13 protein-coding genes are annotated in these 14,232 nt (G+C 69.6%); 3 read left to right on the top strand and 10 right to left on the bottom strand.

Translation table 11 applies throughout. The features are described 5' to 3' along the window. The first annotated feature begins 176 nt into the window (after positions 1 to 176). Complete coding sequence (gene uvrA / locus AAN986_RS27080) at positions 177 to 3,284, top strand: excinuclease ABC subunit UvrA (protein WP_047218908.1); 3,108 nt, start codon at positions 177 to 179, stop codon at positions 3,282 to 3,284. Between the two features lie 8 nt (positions 3,285 to 3,292). After that, positions 3,293 to 4,447, top strand: a complete 1,155-nt coding sequence (locus AAN986_RS27075; protein WP_047218909.1) for an FAD-dependent oxidoreductase — start codon at positions 3,293 to 3,295, stop codon at positions 4,445 to 4,447. A 21-nt stretch (positions 4,448 to 4,468) separates the two neighbouring features. On the opposite strand, the gene AAN986_RS27070 is transcribed toward AAN986_RS27075, so the two are convergent. From AAN986_RS27070 to pyrF, 4 genes are all read right to left on the bottom strand, one after another. Beyond that, positions 4,469 to 5,446, bottom strand: a complete 978-nt coding sequence (locus AAN986_RS27070) for a succinylglutamate desuccinylase/aspartoacylase family protein (protein ID WP_016454260.1) — start codon at positions 5,444 to 5,446, stop codon at positions 4,469 to 4,471. 7 nt (positions 5,447 to 5,453) lie between these two features. Next, positions 5,454 to 6,437: a tripartite tricarboxylate transporter substrate binding protein gene (locus tag AAN986_RS27065; protein ID WP_043825320.1), complete on the bottom strand. Its 984-nt coding sequence runs from the start codon at positions 6,435 to 6,437 to the stop codon at positions 5,454 to 5,456. Between the two features lie 155 nt (positions 6,438 to 6,592). Then, positions 6,593 to 7,498, bottom strand: coding sequence for a LysR substrate-binding domain-containing protein (locus tag AAN986_RS27060; RefSeq protein ID WP_012202755.1), 906 nt, complete (start codon positions 7,496 to 7,498; stop codon positions 6,593 to 6,595). 20 nt (positions 7,499 to 7,518) lie between these two features. Next, positions 7,519 to 8,346: an orotidine-5'-phosphate decarboxylase gene (pyrF, locus tag AAN986_RS27055; protein ID WP_012202756.1), complete on the bottom strand. Its 828-nt coding sequence runs from the start codon at positions 8,344 to 8,346 to the stop codon at positions 7,519 to 7,521. An 88-nt stretch (positions 8,347 to 8,434) separates the two neighbouring features. Here pyrF and AAN986_RS27050 point away from each other — a divergent pair, with 88 nt between their 5' ends. After that, positions 8,435 to 9,316, top strand: a complete 882-nt coding sequence (locus AAN986_RS27050) for a DMT family transporter (protein WP_034389732.1) — start codon at positions 8,435 to 8,437, stop codon at positions 9,314 to 9,316. A gap of 74 nt (positions 9,317 to 9,390) precedes the next feature. Here the strand turns inward: AAN986_RS27050 and AAN986_RS27045 are convergent, their stop codons facing one another. From AAN986_RS27045 to fmt, 6 genes are all read right to left on the bottom strand, one after another. Next, positions 9,391 to 9,990: a FlgO family outer membrane protein gene (locus AAN986_RS27045; protein WP_012202758.1), complete on the bottom strand. Its 600-nt coding sequence runs from the start codon at positions 9,988 to 9,990 to the stop codon at positions 9,391 to 9,393. Further along, positions 9,987 to 10,526, bottom strand: coding sequence for a hypothetical protein (locus AAN986_RS27040; RefSeq protein ID WP_012202759.1), 540 nt, complete (start codon positions 10,524 to 10,526; stop codon positions 9,987 to 9,989). Before AAN986_RS27040 ends, AAN986_RS27045 begins: the two co-directional genes overlap by 4 nt. Before the next feature lie 120 nt (positions 10,527 to 10,646). Beyond that, a complete protein-coding gene (locus AAN986_RS27035; protein WP_026062985.1) occupies positions 10,647 to 11,840 on the bottom strand; it encodes a phosphoglycerate kinase in 1,194 nt (397 codons plus the stop codon). A 192-nt stretch (positions 11,841 to 12,032) separates the two neighbouring features. Next, positions 12,033 to 12,368, bottom strand: a complete 336-nt coding sequence (locus AAN986_RS27030; protein WP_012202761.1) for an AzlD domain-containing protein — start codon at positions 12,366 to 12,368, stop codon at positions 12,033 to 12,035. After that, the gene (locus tag AAN986_RS27025) at positions 12,368 to 13,231 is read right to left on the bottom strand and encodes an AzlC family ABC transporter permease (RefSeq protein ID WP_047218910.1); all 864 of its coding nucleotides are present in this window, start codon (positions 13,229 to 13,231) and stop codon (positions 12,368 to 12,370) included. The genes AAN986_RS27030 and AAN986_RS27025 overlap by 1 nt, the downstream gene beginning before the upstream one ends. Next, on the bottom strand, positions 13,228 to 14,211 hold the full coding sequence (fmt, locus tag AAN986_RS27020) for a methionyl-tRNA formyltransferase (protein WP_047218911.1): 984 nt from the start codon (positions 14,209 to 14,211) through the stop codon (positions 13,228 to 13,230). The genes AAN986_RS27025 and fmt overlap by 4 nt, the downstream gene beginning before the upstream one ends. Positions 14,212 to 14,232 lie beyond the last annotated feature (21 nt).

The raw sequence follows: 14,232 nt of genomic DNA, 5'->3' as shown, positions 1-14,232 counted from the left end.
CCGCCATTCTCGCCCATAGGCCGGCGCTGCGGGGTGGCTGGGTTATGCAAGGCAGTGCAAGACAGTTTTGTGAAGGGGCGCCGCAGAAGGCCCTGCCGCCCCGCAGACCGAGCCGCCATGCGGTGGCACGGGTTCTGACCTATCATGGCGGGTTCGCCTTCGCAGGGGTTTTCCCGATGCCTGGTTCCCACACGATTTCCGAAGACGGCGGCCTGGACCGGGCCGCCGACTCCCGCTCCCAGCCCGACGGCCGCTACCTCGGCCAGGCGCTGGCGCAGTCACGCATCGCCATCCGCGGTGCGCGCACGCACAACCTCAAGAACATCGACCTGGACATTCCGCGCAACCGGCTGGTGGTGATCACCGGGCTGTCGGGCTCGGGCAAGTCCAGCCTGGCCTTCGACACCCTGTACGCCGAGGGCCAGCGCCGCTATGTGGAGAGCCTGTCGGCCTATGCGCGCCAGTTCCTGGGGCGGCTGGACAAGCCCGATGTGGACCTGATCGAGGGCCTGTCGCCCGCCATCAGCATCGAGCAGAAGGCCACCAGCCACAACCCGCGCTCCACCGTGGGCACGGTGACCGAGATCAACGACTACCTGCGCCTGCTGTTCGCACGCGCCGGCACGCCCTACTGCCCCGACCACAACCTGCCGCTGCAGTCCCAGACCATCAGCCAGATGGTGGATGCGGCCCTGGCCCTGCCCGAGGACACGCGCCTCATGGTGCTGGGGCCGCTGGCGCGCAACAAGAAGGGCGAGTTCGCCGAGCTGTTCGCGCAGATGCAGGCCCAGGGCTATGTGCGCTTTCGCATCGACGGCAAGATCCACGAGTCCCATTCCCTGCCCGCGCTGGAGAAGAACGAGCGCCACGACATCGACGTGGTGATCGACCGCCTCAAGGTGCGCGCCGACGCCCAGCAGCGCCTGGCCGAGAGCTTCGAGGCCGCCCTGCGCGCGGGCGGCGCCGACGCCGGCGGCCGCGTGATCGCCCTGGAGATGGACAGCGGCAAGGAACACCTCTTCAGCGCCAAGTTCGCCTGCCCGCTGTGCAGCTATTCGCTGCCCGAGCTGGAGCCGCGCCTGTTCTCGTTCAACTCGCCCATGGGCGCCTGCCCGGGCTGCGATGGCCTGGGCTGCACGGAGTCCTTCGATCCCGAGCGCGTGGTGGCCTTTCCCACGCTGAGCCTGGCCAGCGGCGCCGTCAAGGGCTGGGACCGGCGCAACGGCTACTACTTCTCCATGCTGGAGAGCGTGGCGCGCCACTATGGCGCCGATGTGGAGCTGCCCTTCGAGGAGCTGCCCGAGAAGGTGCGCAACGTGATGCTGTGGGGCTCGGGCGAGGAGGAAATGCCCTTCACCTATGTCTTCGACAGCGGTGCGCGCAAGGGCGAGACCCTGGTCAAGAGCCATCCCTTCGAGGGCATCATCCCCAACATCACGCGGCGCTGGCGCGAGACCGAGTCCAGCGTGGTGCGCGACGACCTGGCGCGGCTGCGCAGCGTCGCCGTCTGCCCCGACTGCGGCGGCACGCGGCTGCGCCGCGAGGCGCGCTTCGTGCGCATCGGCGAGGGCGAGCAGGCCCGCGCCATCTACGAGGTGGGCCATGCCACGCTGGCCGAGGCCCATGCCTGGTGCGCGTCCCTGCAGCTGTCGGGCGCCAAGGCCGAGATCGCGGGCAAGGTGGTGCGCGAGATCGCCTCGCGCCTGCTGTTCCTCAACGACGTGGGCCTGAGCTACCTGAGCCTGGAGCGCGGGGCCGACACGCTGTCCGGCGGCGAGGCCCAGCGCATCCGCCTGGCCAGCCAGATCGGCAGCGGCCTGACGGGCGTGATGTATGTGCTGGACGAGCCCAGCATCGGACTGCACCAGCGCGACAACGACAAGCTCATCGGCACGCTGCAGCACCTGCGCGACATCGGCAACAGCGTCATCGTGGTCGAGCACGACGAGGACATGATGCGCGCGGCCGACCAGATCATCGACCTGGGGCCGGGCGCGGGCGTGCATGGCGGCCGCGTCATGGCCCAGGGCAGCTACGAAGAGGTGCGCGCCAACCCCGATTCGCCCACGGGCCGCTACCTGGCGGGCACCCAGCGCATCGAAGTGCCTGCGCGGCGCACGCCCTGGCAGCCCGTGGTCGAGGCGCCGGCCGAGGGCGAGGTCCGGTCTCCTGCCAAGGGCTTCCCCGCACGCGCGGGCCAGCATCCGGCCGAGGCCGGTGCGGCTGCGCCGCAACTGCAGGCCCTGCGCGTGGTGGGCGCACGCGGCCACAACCTCAAGGGCGTGACGGCGGACTTTCCCGTGGGCCTGCTGACCTGCGTGACCGGCGTCTCGGGCTCGGGCAAGAGCACCCTGGTCAACGACACGCTCTATACCGAGGCCGCGCGCCAGATCCACCGCGCCGGCGGCGAGGCCGCGCCGCACGACGACATCATCGGCATGGGCTATTTCGACAAGGTCATCAATGTGGACCAGTCGCCCATAGGCCGCACGCCGCGCAGCAACCCGGCCACCTACACGGGCCTGTTCACGCCCATCCGCGACCTGATGGCCGAGACCAACACCGCCAAGGAGCGCGGCTACGGCCCCGGGCGCTTCTCCTTCAACGTGGCCGGCGGCCGCTGCGAGGCCTGCCAGGGCGACGGCGTGGTCAAGGTGGAGATGCACTTCCTGCCCGATGTCTACGTGCCCTGCGACATCTGCAACGGCCAGCGCTACAACCGCGAGACGCTGGAGGTGCAGTGGAAGGGCCGCAACATCTCCCAGATCCTGGAGATGACGGTGGAGGACGCCCATGCCTTCTTCAAGGACGTGCCCACCATCGCCCGCAAGCTGCAGACCCTGCTGGACGTGGGCCTGTCCTATATCCGGCTGGGCCAGAGCGCGACCACGCTGTCGGGCGGCGAGGCGCAGCGCGTCAAGCTGGCCCAGGAGCTGTCCAAGCGCGACACGGGGCGCACGCTCTACATCCTGGACGAGCCCACGACGGGCCTGCACTTCGCCGACATCGCCCTGCTGCTCAAGGTGCTGCAGCAGCTGCGCGATGCGGGCAACACCATCGTGGTCATCGAGCACAACCTGGACGTGATCAAGACGGCCGACTGGATCATCGACATGGGCCCCGAAGGTGGCTCGGGCGGCGGCCAGGTGGTGGCCACGGGCACGCCCGAGGACGTGGCGGCCAACCCGGCCAGCCATACGGGGCGCTACCTGCGGCCCTATCTGGAGGCAGCGTCGGTGTCGGCTCCTGCAGCGGCCAAGGCTGGTCGCCGGAAAGCACAGTGAGGCCGGCCATGGACAGCAGCATCCTTGATTTCGTGGTGGTGGGCGCGGGCATGGCCGGTGCCTCGGTGGCCTGGCAGCTGGCGCGCGATGGCGGCGCCTCGGTGCTGGTGCTGGAGCGCGAATCCCAGCCCGGCTACCACAGCACGGGCCGCTCGGCCGCGCTGTATGAGGAGCACTATGGCCCGCTGCAAGTCCAGGCGCTGACGCGCGCCAGCCGCGCCTTCTACGAGCAGCCGCCGCAGGGCTTTGTGCAGGCGCCCATCCTGGCGCCGCGCGGCGTGCTCTATGTGGGCACGGCCGCGCAGAAGGACCTGCTCGATGCCGCCCATGCCGAGGCGCTCCTGCACTCGCCCCAGGCGCGGCGCCTGGGCCCCGATGAACTCAAGGCCCTGGTGCCCTGCCTGAACACCACGCTGCTGGTCGATGGCTTTGCGGACGACGGCGCGCGCGACATCGACGTGCATGGCCTGCACCAGGGATTCCTGCGCGGCCTGCGCCAGTGCGGCGGCGAGCTGCGCTGCAGCGCCGAGGTCCGTGCGCTGGCGCATGCCGCAGGTGTCTGGACCGTGGACTTGGCCGACGGCAGCCAGGTGCGCGCGCGCTGCGTGGTCAACGCGGCCGGCGCCTGGGCCGATGCGCTGGGCGCACTGGCGGGCGCAGCGCCCATCGGCCTGGTGCCCAAGCGGCGCAGTGCCTTCACCTTTGCCGTGCCCGACGGCATGGACGCCGCGCACTGGCCCGCCGTGATCAGCGCCGACGAGGGCTTTTACTTCAAGCCCGATGCAGGCCAGCTGCTGGGCTCGCCCGCCAACGCCGACCCCGTGGCGCCGCAGGACGTGGCGCCCGAGGAACTGGACGTGGCCACGGGCATCTGGCGCATCGAGGAAGTGACCACGCTGCAGATTCGCCGCCCCTCCCACACCTGGGCCGGGCTGCGCAGCTTCGTGGCCGACGGCGAGATGGCCATTGGCTGGGATGCCTCGCCTGCGCCGCTGCCGGGCTTTTTCTGGGTGGCCGCCCAGGGCGGCTACGGCATACAGAGCGCCTTCGGCTACAGCCTGCTGGCGCGCAACCTGCTGCGCGGCGAGCCGCCGGATGCGCGCCTTGCCGCGCAGGGCGTGCAGCCTGAACGGCTGTCGCCTGCGCGCTGCCAGCGCGGCTGAGGTTCGGTTGAAGCGTGCCGCTCAGAGCGGCGAGCGCCGCGCAAAGCGCACCACGGTCACGCCCGCGCGCGCCTGGCGCACCGAGGGCATGACCAGCACGCAGTCGCCATAGGGCGTGATCACCGGCTCGCCATCGTTGTCGCCGATCACCGTGCCGGCCTTCTCGAAGCGCTCCAGCCCCGTGAACGGCGCCGTGAAGCGAAAGCCGCTGCTCTTGGCCACCACGGGCGCCGTGACTTCCAGAGCCCACTGGGCCGGTGCGTCGGCCTGCTTCCAGCCGGGCAGGGCGGCGTGCAGCGCGCCGTTGTCGAAGATGGCGGCCACTTCGAGGAAACGCAGGCATTGGTCGTGTGCCACGTCGCGGCTGGCCAGATCGCCATGGAAGCCGCATTCGATCAGCAGCGAGCGCGAGTCGCCGGCCTCGGCGTCGGGCAGGCCGAAGCGCCCGTAGTCGCGCAGCCGCGTGCCGTCCTTGTGGCCGGCATCCACGACGATGTTCGCCGGCGCGCCCATCTGGCGTGCCAGATCGCGGTTGCGCGGCTGCATGCCGGTCAGCAGCAGCGGGGCCGAGGGCTCGTGCATGGAATGCAGGTCCAGCAGCCAGTCGGCCTGCTGCACGAAGGGGCGCAGCGCGGCGGCGCGGCGGCGTTCGCGGGTGCTGCCCTCGTCGATGCGTGCGTCTATCCACTGGCGGTTCATGTCCTCGTCCACGAAGCGCGAGGCATCGTGGCTGGCCGCGTCGAAGCGGTCGAAGGCATCGAGGTTGGCCAGCACCAGGGTCAGGCGGCCGTTGTCCAGCGCCAGGCCGTTGTGCAGGGCCTGAAGCAGCCCGGACACGGCCCAGGCGCCGCAGATCTCGTTGCCGTGCACCAGCGCGGAAATCATCACGTGGCGGCCCGGGCGTCCCGAGTCGAATTGCCACACGCCTTCGGTACCGGTATTGCCCGCGCGCCAGGCGCTCAGGTCGGGCAGGGGAAGGTCAAATCGCAAAGCGTCCATGGCTGGCTCAGTTCTCGATGTGGGCAAATTGGACGATTTTTGTGTACTTGGCGATCTCGGCGTTGATGTACTTGCCGGCATCCGTCTTGGGATCGGCCACCACCGAGCCTGCCTCTTCCATCTTCTTGCGGAACTCGGGCGAGGCCATGGTCTCGTCCAGCGCCTTCTTGACCTTGGCGGCCACGGGTGCGGGCAGGCCTTTGGGCGCCATCAGCGCGAACCAGACGTTGATGTCCACGTTCTTGTACTGGGGCAGCTCGGACAGGGCCGGGATGTCGGGCGTGATGGCCGAGCGCTTGGCCTCCGTCGTGCCCAGGGCGATGACCTTGCCCGCGCGGATCTGGGGCAGGCCCGAGGACAGCACGAACATGCCGAACTCGATGTTGTTGCCCACCAGGTCCGTGGTCAGGGGCGCCACGCCGCGGTAGGGGATGTGGGTCATGTGCAGCTTGCCCTGCTCCTTGATCATTTCACCGGCCAGGTGCAGTGCCGTGCCCACGCCCGAGCTGCCGTAGCTGAACTTGCCCGGGTTCTTGGCCACCAGGGCGCTGAACTCGGCGGCTGTCTTGACGCCGGCCTTCTGCGAGGCCACCAGCACCATGGGCTGGGAGCCGATCATGCCGATGGGCGTGAAGTCGCCGATGGAGTACTTGATGCTCTTGTTGATCAGCCGGGCGATGGCCAGCTCGTTGTTGGCACCCACGAACAGCGTGTAGCCGTCGGGCGTGGCCTTGACGGCCTTTTGCGCGCCGATGGCGCCGCCTGCGCCGCCCAGGTTCTCCACCACCACGGGCTGGCCCAGGCGCGAGGCCAGGCCATCGGCCACGAAGCGGCCCACCAGGTCGGTGCTGCCGCCGGCGGGGTAGCCCACGATCATGGTGATGGCGCGGTTGGGGTAGCTGGCGGCGTCGTCGGCCAAGGCGCTGCCGGTGGCGGCGATCAGCAGGCCGCAGGCCAGGGCGGTGCGGCGCAGGAGGGAGTTGCTGGGCATGGGGTTATTCCTGAAATGTATGAGATTGATTGTGCGAAGGACTACCCAGGCATTTGGTGCTGATTCGGCACGAGGCGGAGCCATTGCAGCACCAAAACCCGCTTGTTCCACAGCCCGGTGCGGGTTTGCACCAGGAGGGCGCATGCATGCACCCGTCAGGCGCCCGTGATGTCGCTCCAGAACTGCTCGGCTGCAGGACCCAGGTGGCGCTTGGGACGGTACAGGCGCACGTCGAAGTGCACTTCCAGGCCCGGGTCGCCGGCCACGGCCAGGCGGCCGGCCTGGCAGTCGCCGCGCACCATGGACCACGGCATCCAGGCCAGGCCCAGGCCACGCAGCACGTATTCATAGTGGGCGTCGGCCGAGTCGCAGTCCACGCAGCGGCGCAGGCGCGGCGCCAGCGGATGCCGGGCCAGGTGGTCTTCCACCAGGCGGCCCAGGGCCATGCTGTGGGAGAAGGCCAGGTAGGGCACGGGAGCGACGGGCTGGTGGCTGGCCGACAGCTCGTACAGCGGACGGCCCTGGGCATCGGCGCGGGCCACGGGGACCAGCCTGTCCTGCATCACCGTCAGGTAGCTGAACTGGCGGCCGTCCAGGCGCACGCCAATGGCGGCGTGGTGGTAGACCAGCGTGAAGCTGACTTCGCCGCGCTGCAGCATGGCCACGGTCTCGTCCAGCGTGCGCGTGACCACGCGCAGCTCGGCCGTCTGCAGCACGCTGCCGTGGCGCGTCAGCCAGTCGGCCACGATGGTGCGCGCCAGCGTGCGCCCCGTGGCCAGGGTGATCACGCGGGCCTGGCGCCCGGCCACGGCCTGCAGTTCATCGTGCGACTGGGCCAGCGTGCGCACCAGTTGCTCGGCCGTGTCGCGGAAGGCTTCGCCGGCCGGCGTCAGCCGCACGGGGCCGCCGCCGGGCTCGACCAGGGGCGTGCCGGCCCAGGCCTCCAGCGCGCGGATGCGCCGCCCGAAGGCCGGATGGGTGACATGGCGCAGCTCGGCCGCGCGCGTGAAGCTGCGCTCCTGGGCCAGCAGCAGGAAGTCTTCCAGCCATTTGCCTTGCATGGCCGGGCTTCCCTGCCGTCTCAGGCGGCGGCTGCGTCTTGCAGCGTCTGGCGCGTGGCCTGGGCGGCGGTGCGCGCGGCGGCAGCGAAGTCGTCGCCCTGCGATGCATAGAGCACCGCACGCGAGGAATTGATGATGATGGGGCCGCCGCCGATGCGCGCCGCCTTGACCGTGGCCACGGCATCGCCCCCCTGGGCGCCCACGCCGGGAATCAGCAGCGGCAGCGAGGGCGCGAATTCACGCACGCGCTCGATCTCCTGCGGGCGCGTGGCGCCCACCACCAGGCCGAGCTGGCCGTTGGTGTTCCAGGGCCCCTGGGCCAGGCGCGCCACATGCTCGAACAGGTGGGGCTGGCCCGGCAGGTCGGCCAGGCGCTGGGCCTGCAGGTCGTCGCCACCGGGGTTGGAGGTTCGGCACAGCAGGAAGGCGCCTTTGCCCTCGTACTGCAGGTAGGGCGTGATGGAGTCGAAGCCCATGAAGGGCGACAGGGTCACGGCATCGGCGCCGTAGCGCTCGAAGGCTTCCTTGGCGTATTGCTCTGCCGTGGAGCCGATGTCGCCGCGCTTGGCGTCCAGGATGATGGGCACATGGGGCGCGACGGCGCGCATGTGGGCCATGAGCTTTTCCAGCTGGTCTTCGGCGCGGTGGGCCGCGAAGTAGGCGATCTGGGGCTTGAAGGAGTTCACCAGGTCGGCCGTGGCGTCGACGATGGCGGCGCAGAAGTCGTAGATTTTGCTTGCATCGCCGCGCATGGCCGCAGGAAAGCGGCTGGGTTCGGGGTCCAGGCCCACGCACAGCATGGATTGGTTCTGGGCGGTGGCATTGCGCAGCATGTCGAGAAAGGTCATGGGGCGCGATTTTAGCGATCGGCCCTTCCCGGGGCCTGTCGCCGGGCATCCAGCGGGCCTGGCGGCCCGCGGGCACAATCGGCGGCCTATGCCTGCCTTCACCGCCCGACAAATCCTTTTGCTGATCGCGCTGACCCTGATCTGGGGCATCAACTGGCCGGTGATGAAGCTGGGCGTGCAGCATTTCCCGCCGCTGAGTTTCCGCATGGCCTCGATGTGGGTGGGACTGCCCATCCTGGCGGCCTTCGTGGTCTGGCGCCGCCTGCCGCTGGCCGTGCCGCGCGCCTATTGGCCCCGGCTGGCGCAGCTGACGCTGTTCAACATGGTGCTGTGGAACAGCCTGATCATCATTGCCATCCCCATGCTGTCCAGCGGGCGGGCGGCCATCCTGGGCTACACCATGCCCATCTTCTCGGCCGTGCTGGGCAGCCTGTTCTTCCATGACCGGCTGGCGCCGCGTGCCTGGGCGGGTGTGGCGGCGGCCTTGGCGGGCGTGCTCCTGCTGCTGTGGCACGAGGTCGGCGCCCTGGGCAGCCGCCCCATCGGCGTGGGCCTGATGCTGGCCGCCGCGCTGAGCTGGGCCTTCGGCACGCAGAAGCTGCGCCGCGCCGAGGTGCCCGTGCCCCTGCTGACGATGACGCTGTGGATGGTGGCGCTGACCGCACTGACGCTCACGGTGCTGGCCTTCGTCTTCGAGCGCCACCTGTGGCACTGGCCCGATGCCCAGGCCACGGGCGCCATCGTCTTCAACGGCGTGCTGGTGCTGGGCTTTGGCCAGACGGTCTGGTTCTTCCTGGCGCGCAGCCTGCCGCCCGTGGCCTCCACGCTGAGCGTGATGATGATCCCCGTGCTGGGCGTGTTCAGCGGCGCCTGGTGGCTGGGCGAGGTGCTGCACTGGCAGGACTGGACGGCCGTGGCGCTGATGGTGGTGGCCATCGCCTCGGTGCTGTGGCCGGCGCGCGGCCGCTGAGGGCAAGCAGGCGAAGGTCGGGAGAAGAAGACGCAGCCTGACTGCGCACACGGGCGCAGCCAGGCTGCAGGGCCTCAGCGTTGCGCCGTGGCCGGAGCGCCCAGCAGGCGCTGGATGTCGATGTTGTTGGGCAGCGCGTAGTCGTGGCTGCGCACGATGCGACTGTCGTCGGTGCGAACCAGCTTCAGGCTCACATAGGTGTACTTGGCAGCCGCCGAGTACGTGCCCACCAGGACCAGGGCCGCATTGTGGTTGCGGGCGATGTCCTTGATCTCGCGCGACAGCAGCAGCTCGCCCGTGCCTTCCTTGACGTACACATCGCCGCGCAGCTTCAGCTCCTTGACGTTGTAGCCCTTGGCGGACAGCTGGGAGGCGTACAGCTCGCTGAGCGTGCGGCCCAGGGGGGCCGAGCGCGTCAGGTCGTTGACGTTGACCACGGTGGCCACGAGCACGGGCGCCTCGCCCAGTTCCTCGGTGTTCAGGCCCTTGACCAGCTCGTCCACGGCAGCGCGGCTGCTGGCGATGAAGGGGTTGGCTGCGGCCGACTGGTAGGTGGGCTCGCCGCGGCGCGCGGCCGACGATTCGGGCGTGGTCGCGGGAGCGGGCACGGCGCAGGCGGACAGCAGGGCCGCCGCAGCCAGTGCGGCAGGCAGGAGGGGCGTGCGCAGTGTCATTGGCCCACCACCTTCAGGTTCTTGGCGGGGAATTCGGGGCGCTCGTCCTCGGCCGTGAATAGCACGGCGTCGCTCTTTTCGAGGTAGTAGACGTCGGTCTTGCGCGCCAGGTACTGGTTGTTGCGCACCACCGTCGTCGTCAGCACGAGTTCGGGGTTGGGCAGGCGCTTGCCGTGGCGCACGACCTGGGCGCCGTAGCTCACCTGCAGCTGGGCCTGGGCCGGCTGCTGCATGACGGTCACGCCGCTTTGCACGAGCTTGGTGATGATCAGCTCACGAAAGCCCTTGTCGAACTGGCTGGGCTCGGCCGGCAGGGCCACGTGGACCGGCGTGGTGCGCTCGATGCCGGTCTTTTGCAGTGTTTCCAGCGTCTTGGCGACGACATCGTTGGCCACGGAGTCCCAGTGGCCGGCAGCGCCGATCTTGGGCTGGGCCGTGGCTTCGAAGTAGCTGGTCATCGGTGCATTGACGCAGCCCGCCAGGGCCAGGCAGAGGCCCGCCAGGGCCAGGCCGCCGGCGGATTTGAACGATCGCATGGATTTCTCCTCGGTGCGGGGGCGCGCTGCGGCGGATTGCTGCAGCTGCGCAAAGTGTCGATTGTGGCTTCGCTGCGAGGCACTGACAAGAAAGTGCCCCGTATCCGGATGTTGCCGTGCTCAGCCGTTGGCGCGCTTTTGCAGGATCTCGAAGGCGGGCAGGGTCTTGCCTTCCAGCACCTCCAGGAAGGCGCCGCCGCCCGTGGAGATGTAGCCGACCTTGTCCTCGATGCCGTACTTGGCGATGGCGGCCAGGGTGTCGCCGCCACCGGCGATGCTGAAGGCGTCGGACTCGGCAATCGCCTGGGCCACGACCTTGGTGCCGTTGGCGAACTGGTCGAACTCGAACACGCCCATGGGGCCGTTCCAGACGATGGTGCCGGCCTTGCGCAGTTGCTCGGCCAGGCGGGCGGCGGTCTCGGGGCCGATGTCCAGGATCATGTCGTCGTCAGCCACTTCGGTGGCCTTCTTGACGGTGGCGGGCGCGTCGGCCGCAAAGGTCTTGGAGACCACCACGTCGGTCGGAATCGGCACCTCGGCGCCGCGTGCGGCCATGGCGTCGATCACGGCGCGGGCCTCGCCGACCAGGTCGGCCTCGGCCAGGCTCTTGCCGATCTTCAGGCCCGCCGCCAGCATGAAGGTGTTGGCAATGCCGCCGCCCACGATGAGCTGGTCCACGTTCTTGGCAAGCGACTGCAGGATGGTCAGCTTGGTCGAGACCTTGGAGCCGGCCACGATGGCGGCCAGCGGGCGGCGCGGGTTGGCCAGGGCCTTGGTGATGGCGTCGATCTCGGCCGACAGCAGCGGTCCCGCGCAGGCAATGGGCGCGAACTGGGCGATGCCGTAGGTGGTTCCCTCGGCACGGTGGGCAGTGCCGAAGGCGTCGTGCACGAAGATGTCGCACAGCGCGGCCAGCTTGCGGGCCAGTTCTTCCTTGTTCTTCTTCTCGCCCACGTTCACGCGGCAGTTCTCCAGCAGCACGACCTGGCCGGGCGCCACCTGCACGCCGTCCACCCAGTCGGCGACCAGGGGCACTTCGCGGCCCAGCAGCTCGCCCAGGCGGCGGGCCACGGGCGCCAGCGAATCGGCGGGCTTGAACTCGCCTTCGGTGGGGCGGCCCAGGTGGCTGGTCACCATCACGGCGGCGCCGGCCTTCAGTGCCATCTCGATGGCGGGCACGGAGGCGCGCACGCGCGTGTCCTCGGTGATCTCGCCAGCATCGTTCAGGGGCACGTTGAGGTCGGCGCGGATGAAGACGCGCTGGCCCTGGGCCTTGCCCTGGGCGCACAGATCGGAGAAACGGAGAATGTTCATGACGGCGGCGTTGCGATCGGTGGCGATCGCCATGGAATTGAAACGAAAAAGAGGTAAAGCGCGGCCATTGTAGGCGGCGTGCCCGCCCTGGCAGCGGGCGGCCGCTCCGGCGATCCGGGGCATCGGGAGCGCCTGTAATCCGGTTTCAGCCGGGCAGCCGGGCGCTCTCGGCCGCTCTCGGCCGCGCTGCGCCTACCAGCCCAGGCCGATATGCAGTGGCAGATAGACCGCCATGCCAAGCGCGATCGTTCCCATGATGCTGCGCTTGTAAAAAAAATACATGACCGCGCAAGCCAGGGCCGGCAGGCGCGCATCGACCACGGTGGAGATCAGCCGGCCGTTGGTCATCACGATCTCGGGCGCAATCACGGCCGCCAGGGCCGCCAGCGGCGCGTACTTGAGGCCGCGCTTGAGCCATTGCGGCAAGGGCACCTCGCGCTCGGGAATCAGGAAGAAGGCGCGTGTGAACAGCGTGATGGCCGCCAGGCCCACGCAGGCCAGCCAGGGCCACAGCCAGGACAGATCCATCAGAGCGTTTCCTTTTCCTTGGTTTGCACGGGCCGGGCGTCTTCGTCCAGCGGCAGCCGGGCATGGCGCTCGCCATGTGCTGTATCGGGCGGGAGAATCACCGGGCCTGGCTCCTCTTTTTCAGGCGCCTGCAGTGCGCGCAGGCGCTGCTGCAGCGATTCCGCCAGCAGGCCTGCGGCCACGGCTGCCGCGATGGCCACGAGGATATTGAGCTTGAGCGGCAGCGCAAAGGCCGCCACGGCCGCGCTGGCTGCAACCACGCCTGCCACCCAGGTGGCACGGTCGTTGAGCATGGACAGCAGCACGCCCATCAGGGCCAGCACGCCCGCAAAGCCCAGGCCCCAGGACAGGGGCACCTGGTCGGCCAGCAGGATGCCCAGCGTGGACGGGATCTGCCAGGCCAGCCAGTTGGTCGATGCGGCACCCCAGAAATAGGGCAGCTGCTCGGGCTGGGGCCGGGCATCGGGGTAGCGCTTCATGAAGCCCACGAAGATCACGTCGCCGCTGAAATAGGCGATGGCCAGGCGGTGGCGCAGGCGCAGGTGGGCAAAGTAGCTGCGCCACATGCTGCTGAGGATGACGAAGCGCAGGTTCACGCAGATGGCCGTGAACCAGACCACCCACATGGGCGCGCCCACGGCCATCAGCGGCAGCACGGCCAGCTGGGCACTGCCGGCATAGACCAGCAGGCCCATGAACAGCGCCAGGGGCAGGGACATGCCGCTCTTGATCATGGCCACGCCCGTGACCAGGCCCCAGGCGCCGATGCCCAGCGCCGTGCCCGACATGTCGCGCACGCCGGTCATGAAGGCGGGATCGCGCGCAATGCCGCGTGCGCGCTCCACCAGGGGCTGCAGGTTCATGGCGTGCCGCCGCTGGCAGCACCGTCCAGGATGGCTCCTTCAGGCAGATCGAAGCCGCGCAGGAAATCGCCCGCCGCCAGCCGCTTGCCGCCCGCGCGCTGCAGCAGCGTCATGCACAGCACGCCCTGGCCGCAGGCCACGCGCACGCCGTCGGCGCCTGCGGACAGCACGGTGCCGGGCACTGCCGCCGCCACGGCGGCGGCGGGGTCGGCGTGAGCCTCCCAGACCTTGATGGCTTCATCGCCGTACTGCGTGGCGCCACCTGGGAAGGGGTTGAAGGCGCGCAGGCGCCGGGCAATGGCCTCGGCATCCTGGCGCCAGTCGATCTGGCTTTCGGCCTTTTCGATCTTGTGCGCGTAGTTCACGCCTTCGGCAGGCTGGGGCGTGCGCGGCAGGCCGCCGCAGGCGCTCATCTCCAGCGCCTCGACGATGAGGCACCCGCCCAGGTCGGCCAGCTTGTCGTGCAGGCTGGCCGTGGTGTCGTCGGCGGTGATGGGCAGGCGCTCGATCAGGCACATGTCGCCCGTGTCCAGGCCCGCATCCATCTGCATGATGGTGACGCCGGTCTCGGCATCACCGGCCTCGATGGCGCGGTGGATGGGGGCGGCGCCGCGCCAGCGCGGCAGCAGGCTGGCGTGGATGTTCAGGCAGCCGCGCGGAGGCGTATCGAGCACCCACTGCGGCAGGATCAGTCCGTAGGCGGCCACGACCATGACATCGGCCTGGGCCGCTTCGATGGCGGCGCGGGCGGCGGCGGCCTCTTCGGGGTATTTGCCGTCCAGGCGCAGGCTGCGCGGCTGGGCCACGGCAATGCCATGCTCCAGAGCGCACTGCTTGACGGGAGAGGCCTGCAGCTTCATGCCGCGCCCGGCGGGACGGTCGGGCTGGGTCAGCACCAGGGGGACGGTGAAGCCCGCGGCGAGCAGGCGTTCAAGGGCAACGCGCGCGAACTCGGGCGTGCCGGCAAAAATGACTCTCATGCAATCCAGTAGGGACGGTGG

Origin of the sequence: Delftia sp. DS1230, from assembly GCF_040112715.1 — a bacterium.
Taxonomy (GTDB): domain Bacteria; phylum Pseudomonadota; class Gammaproteobacteria; order Burkholderiales; family Burkholderiaceae_C; genus Comamonas; species Comamonas tsuruhatensis.
This window is presented reverse-complemented; position numbering and strand designations above follow the sequence as displayed.

Bases quoted from the DNA above. Each gene is read 5' to 3' on its own strand.
- uvrA (WP_047218908.1), top strand. From the start codon at position 177: ATGCCTGGTTCCCACACGATTTCCGAAGACGGCGGCCTGGACCGGGCC.
- AAN986_RS27075 (WP_047218909.1), top strand. From the start codon at position 3,293: ATGGACAGCAGCATCCTTGATTTCGTGGTGGTGGGCGCGGGCATGGCC.
- AAN986_RS27070 (WP_016454260.1), bottom strand. From the start codon at position 5,446: ATGGACGCTTTGCGATTTGACCTTCCCCTGCCCGACCTGAGCGCCTGG.
- AAN986_RS27065 (WP_043825320.1), bottom strand. From the start codon at position 6,437: ATGCCCAGCAACTCCCTCCTGCGCCGCACCGCCCTGGCCTGCGGCCTG.
- AAN986_RS27060 (WP_012202755.1), bottom strand. From the start codon at position 7,498: ATGCAAGGCAAATGGCTGGAAGACTTCCTGCTGCTGGCCCAGGAGCGC.
- pyrF (WP_012202756.1), bottom strand. From the start codon at position 8,346: ATGACCTTTCTCGACATGCTGCGCAATGCCACCGCCCAGAACCAATCC.
- AAN986_RS27050 (WP_034389732.1), top strand. From the start codon at position 8,435: ATGCCTGCCTTCACCGCCCGACAAATCCTTTTGCTGATCGCGCTGACC.
- AAN986_RS27045 (WP_012202758.1), bottom strand. From the start codon at position 9,990: ATGACACTGCGCACGCCCCTCCTGCCTGCCGCACTGGCTGCGGCGGCC.
- AAN986_RS27040 (WP_012202759.1), bottom strand. From the start codon at position 10,526: ATGCGATCGTTCAAATCCGCCGGCGGCCTGGCCCTGGCGGGCCTCTGC.
- AAN986_RS27035 (WP_026062985.1), bottom strand. From the start codon at position 11,840: ATGAACATTCTCCGTTTCTCCGATCTGTGCGCCCAGGGCAAGGCCCAG.
- AAN986_RS27030 (WP_012202761.1), bottom strand. From the start codon at position 12,368: ATGGATCTGTCCTGGCTGTGGCCCTGGCTGGCCTGCGTGGGCCTGGCG.
- AAN986_RS27025 (WP_047218910.1), bottom strand. From the start codon at position 13,231: ATGAACCTGCAGCCCCTGGTGGAGCGCGCACGCGGCATTGCGCGCGAT.
- fmt (WP_047218911.1), bottom strand. From the start codon at position 14,211: ATGAGAGTCATTTTTGCCGGCACGCCCGAGTTCGCGCGCGTTGCCCTT.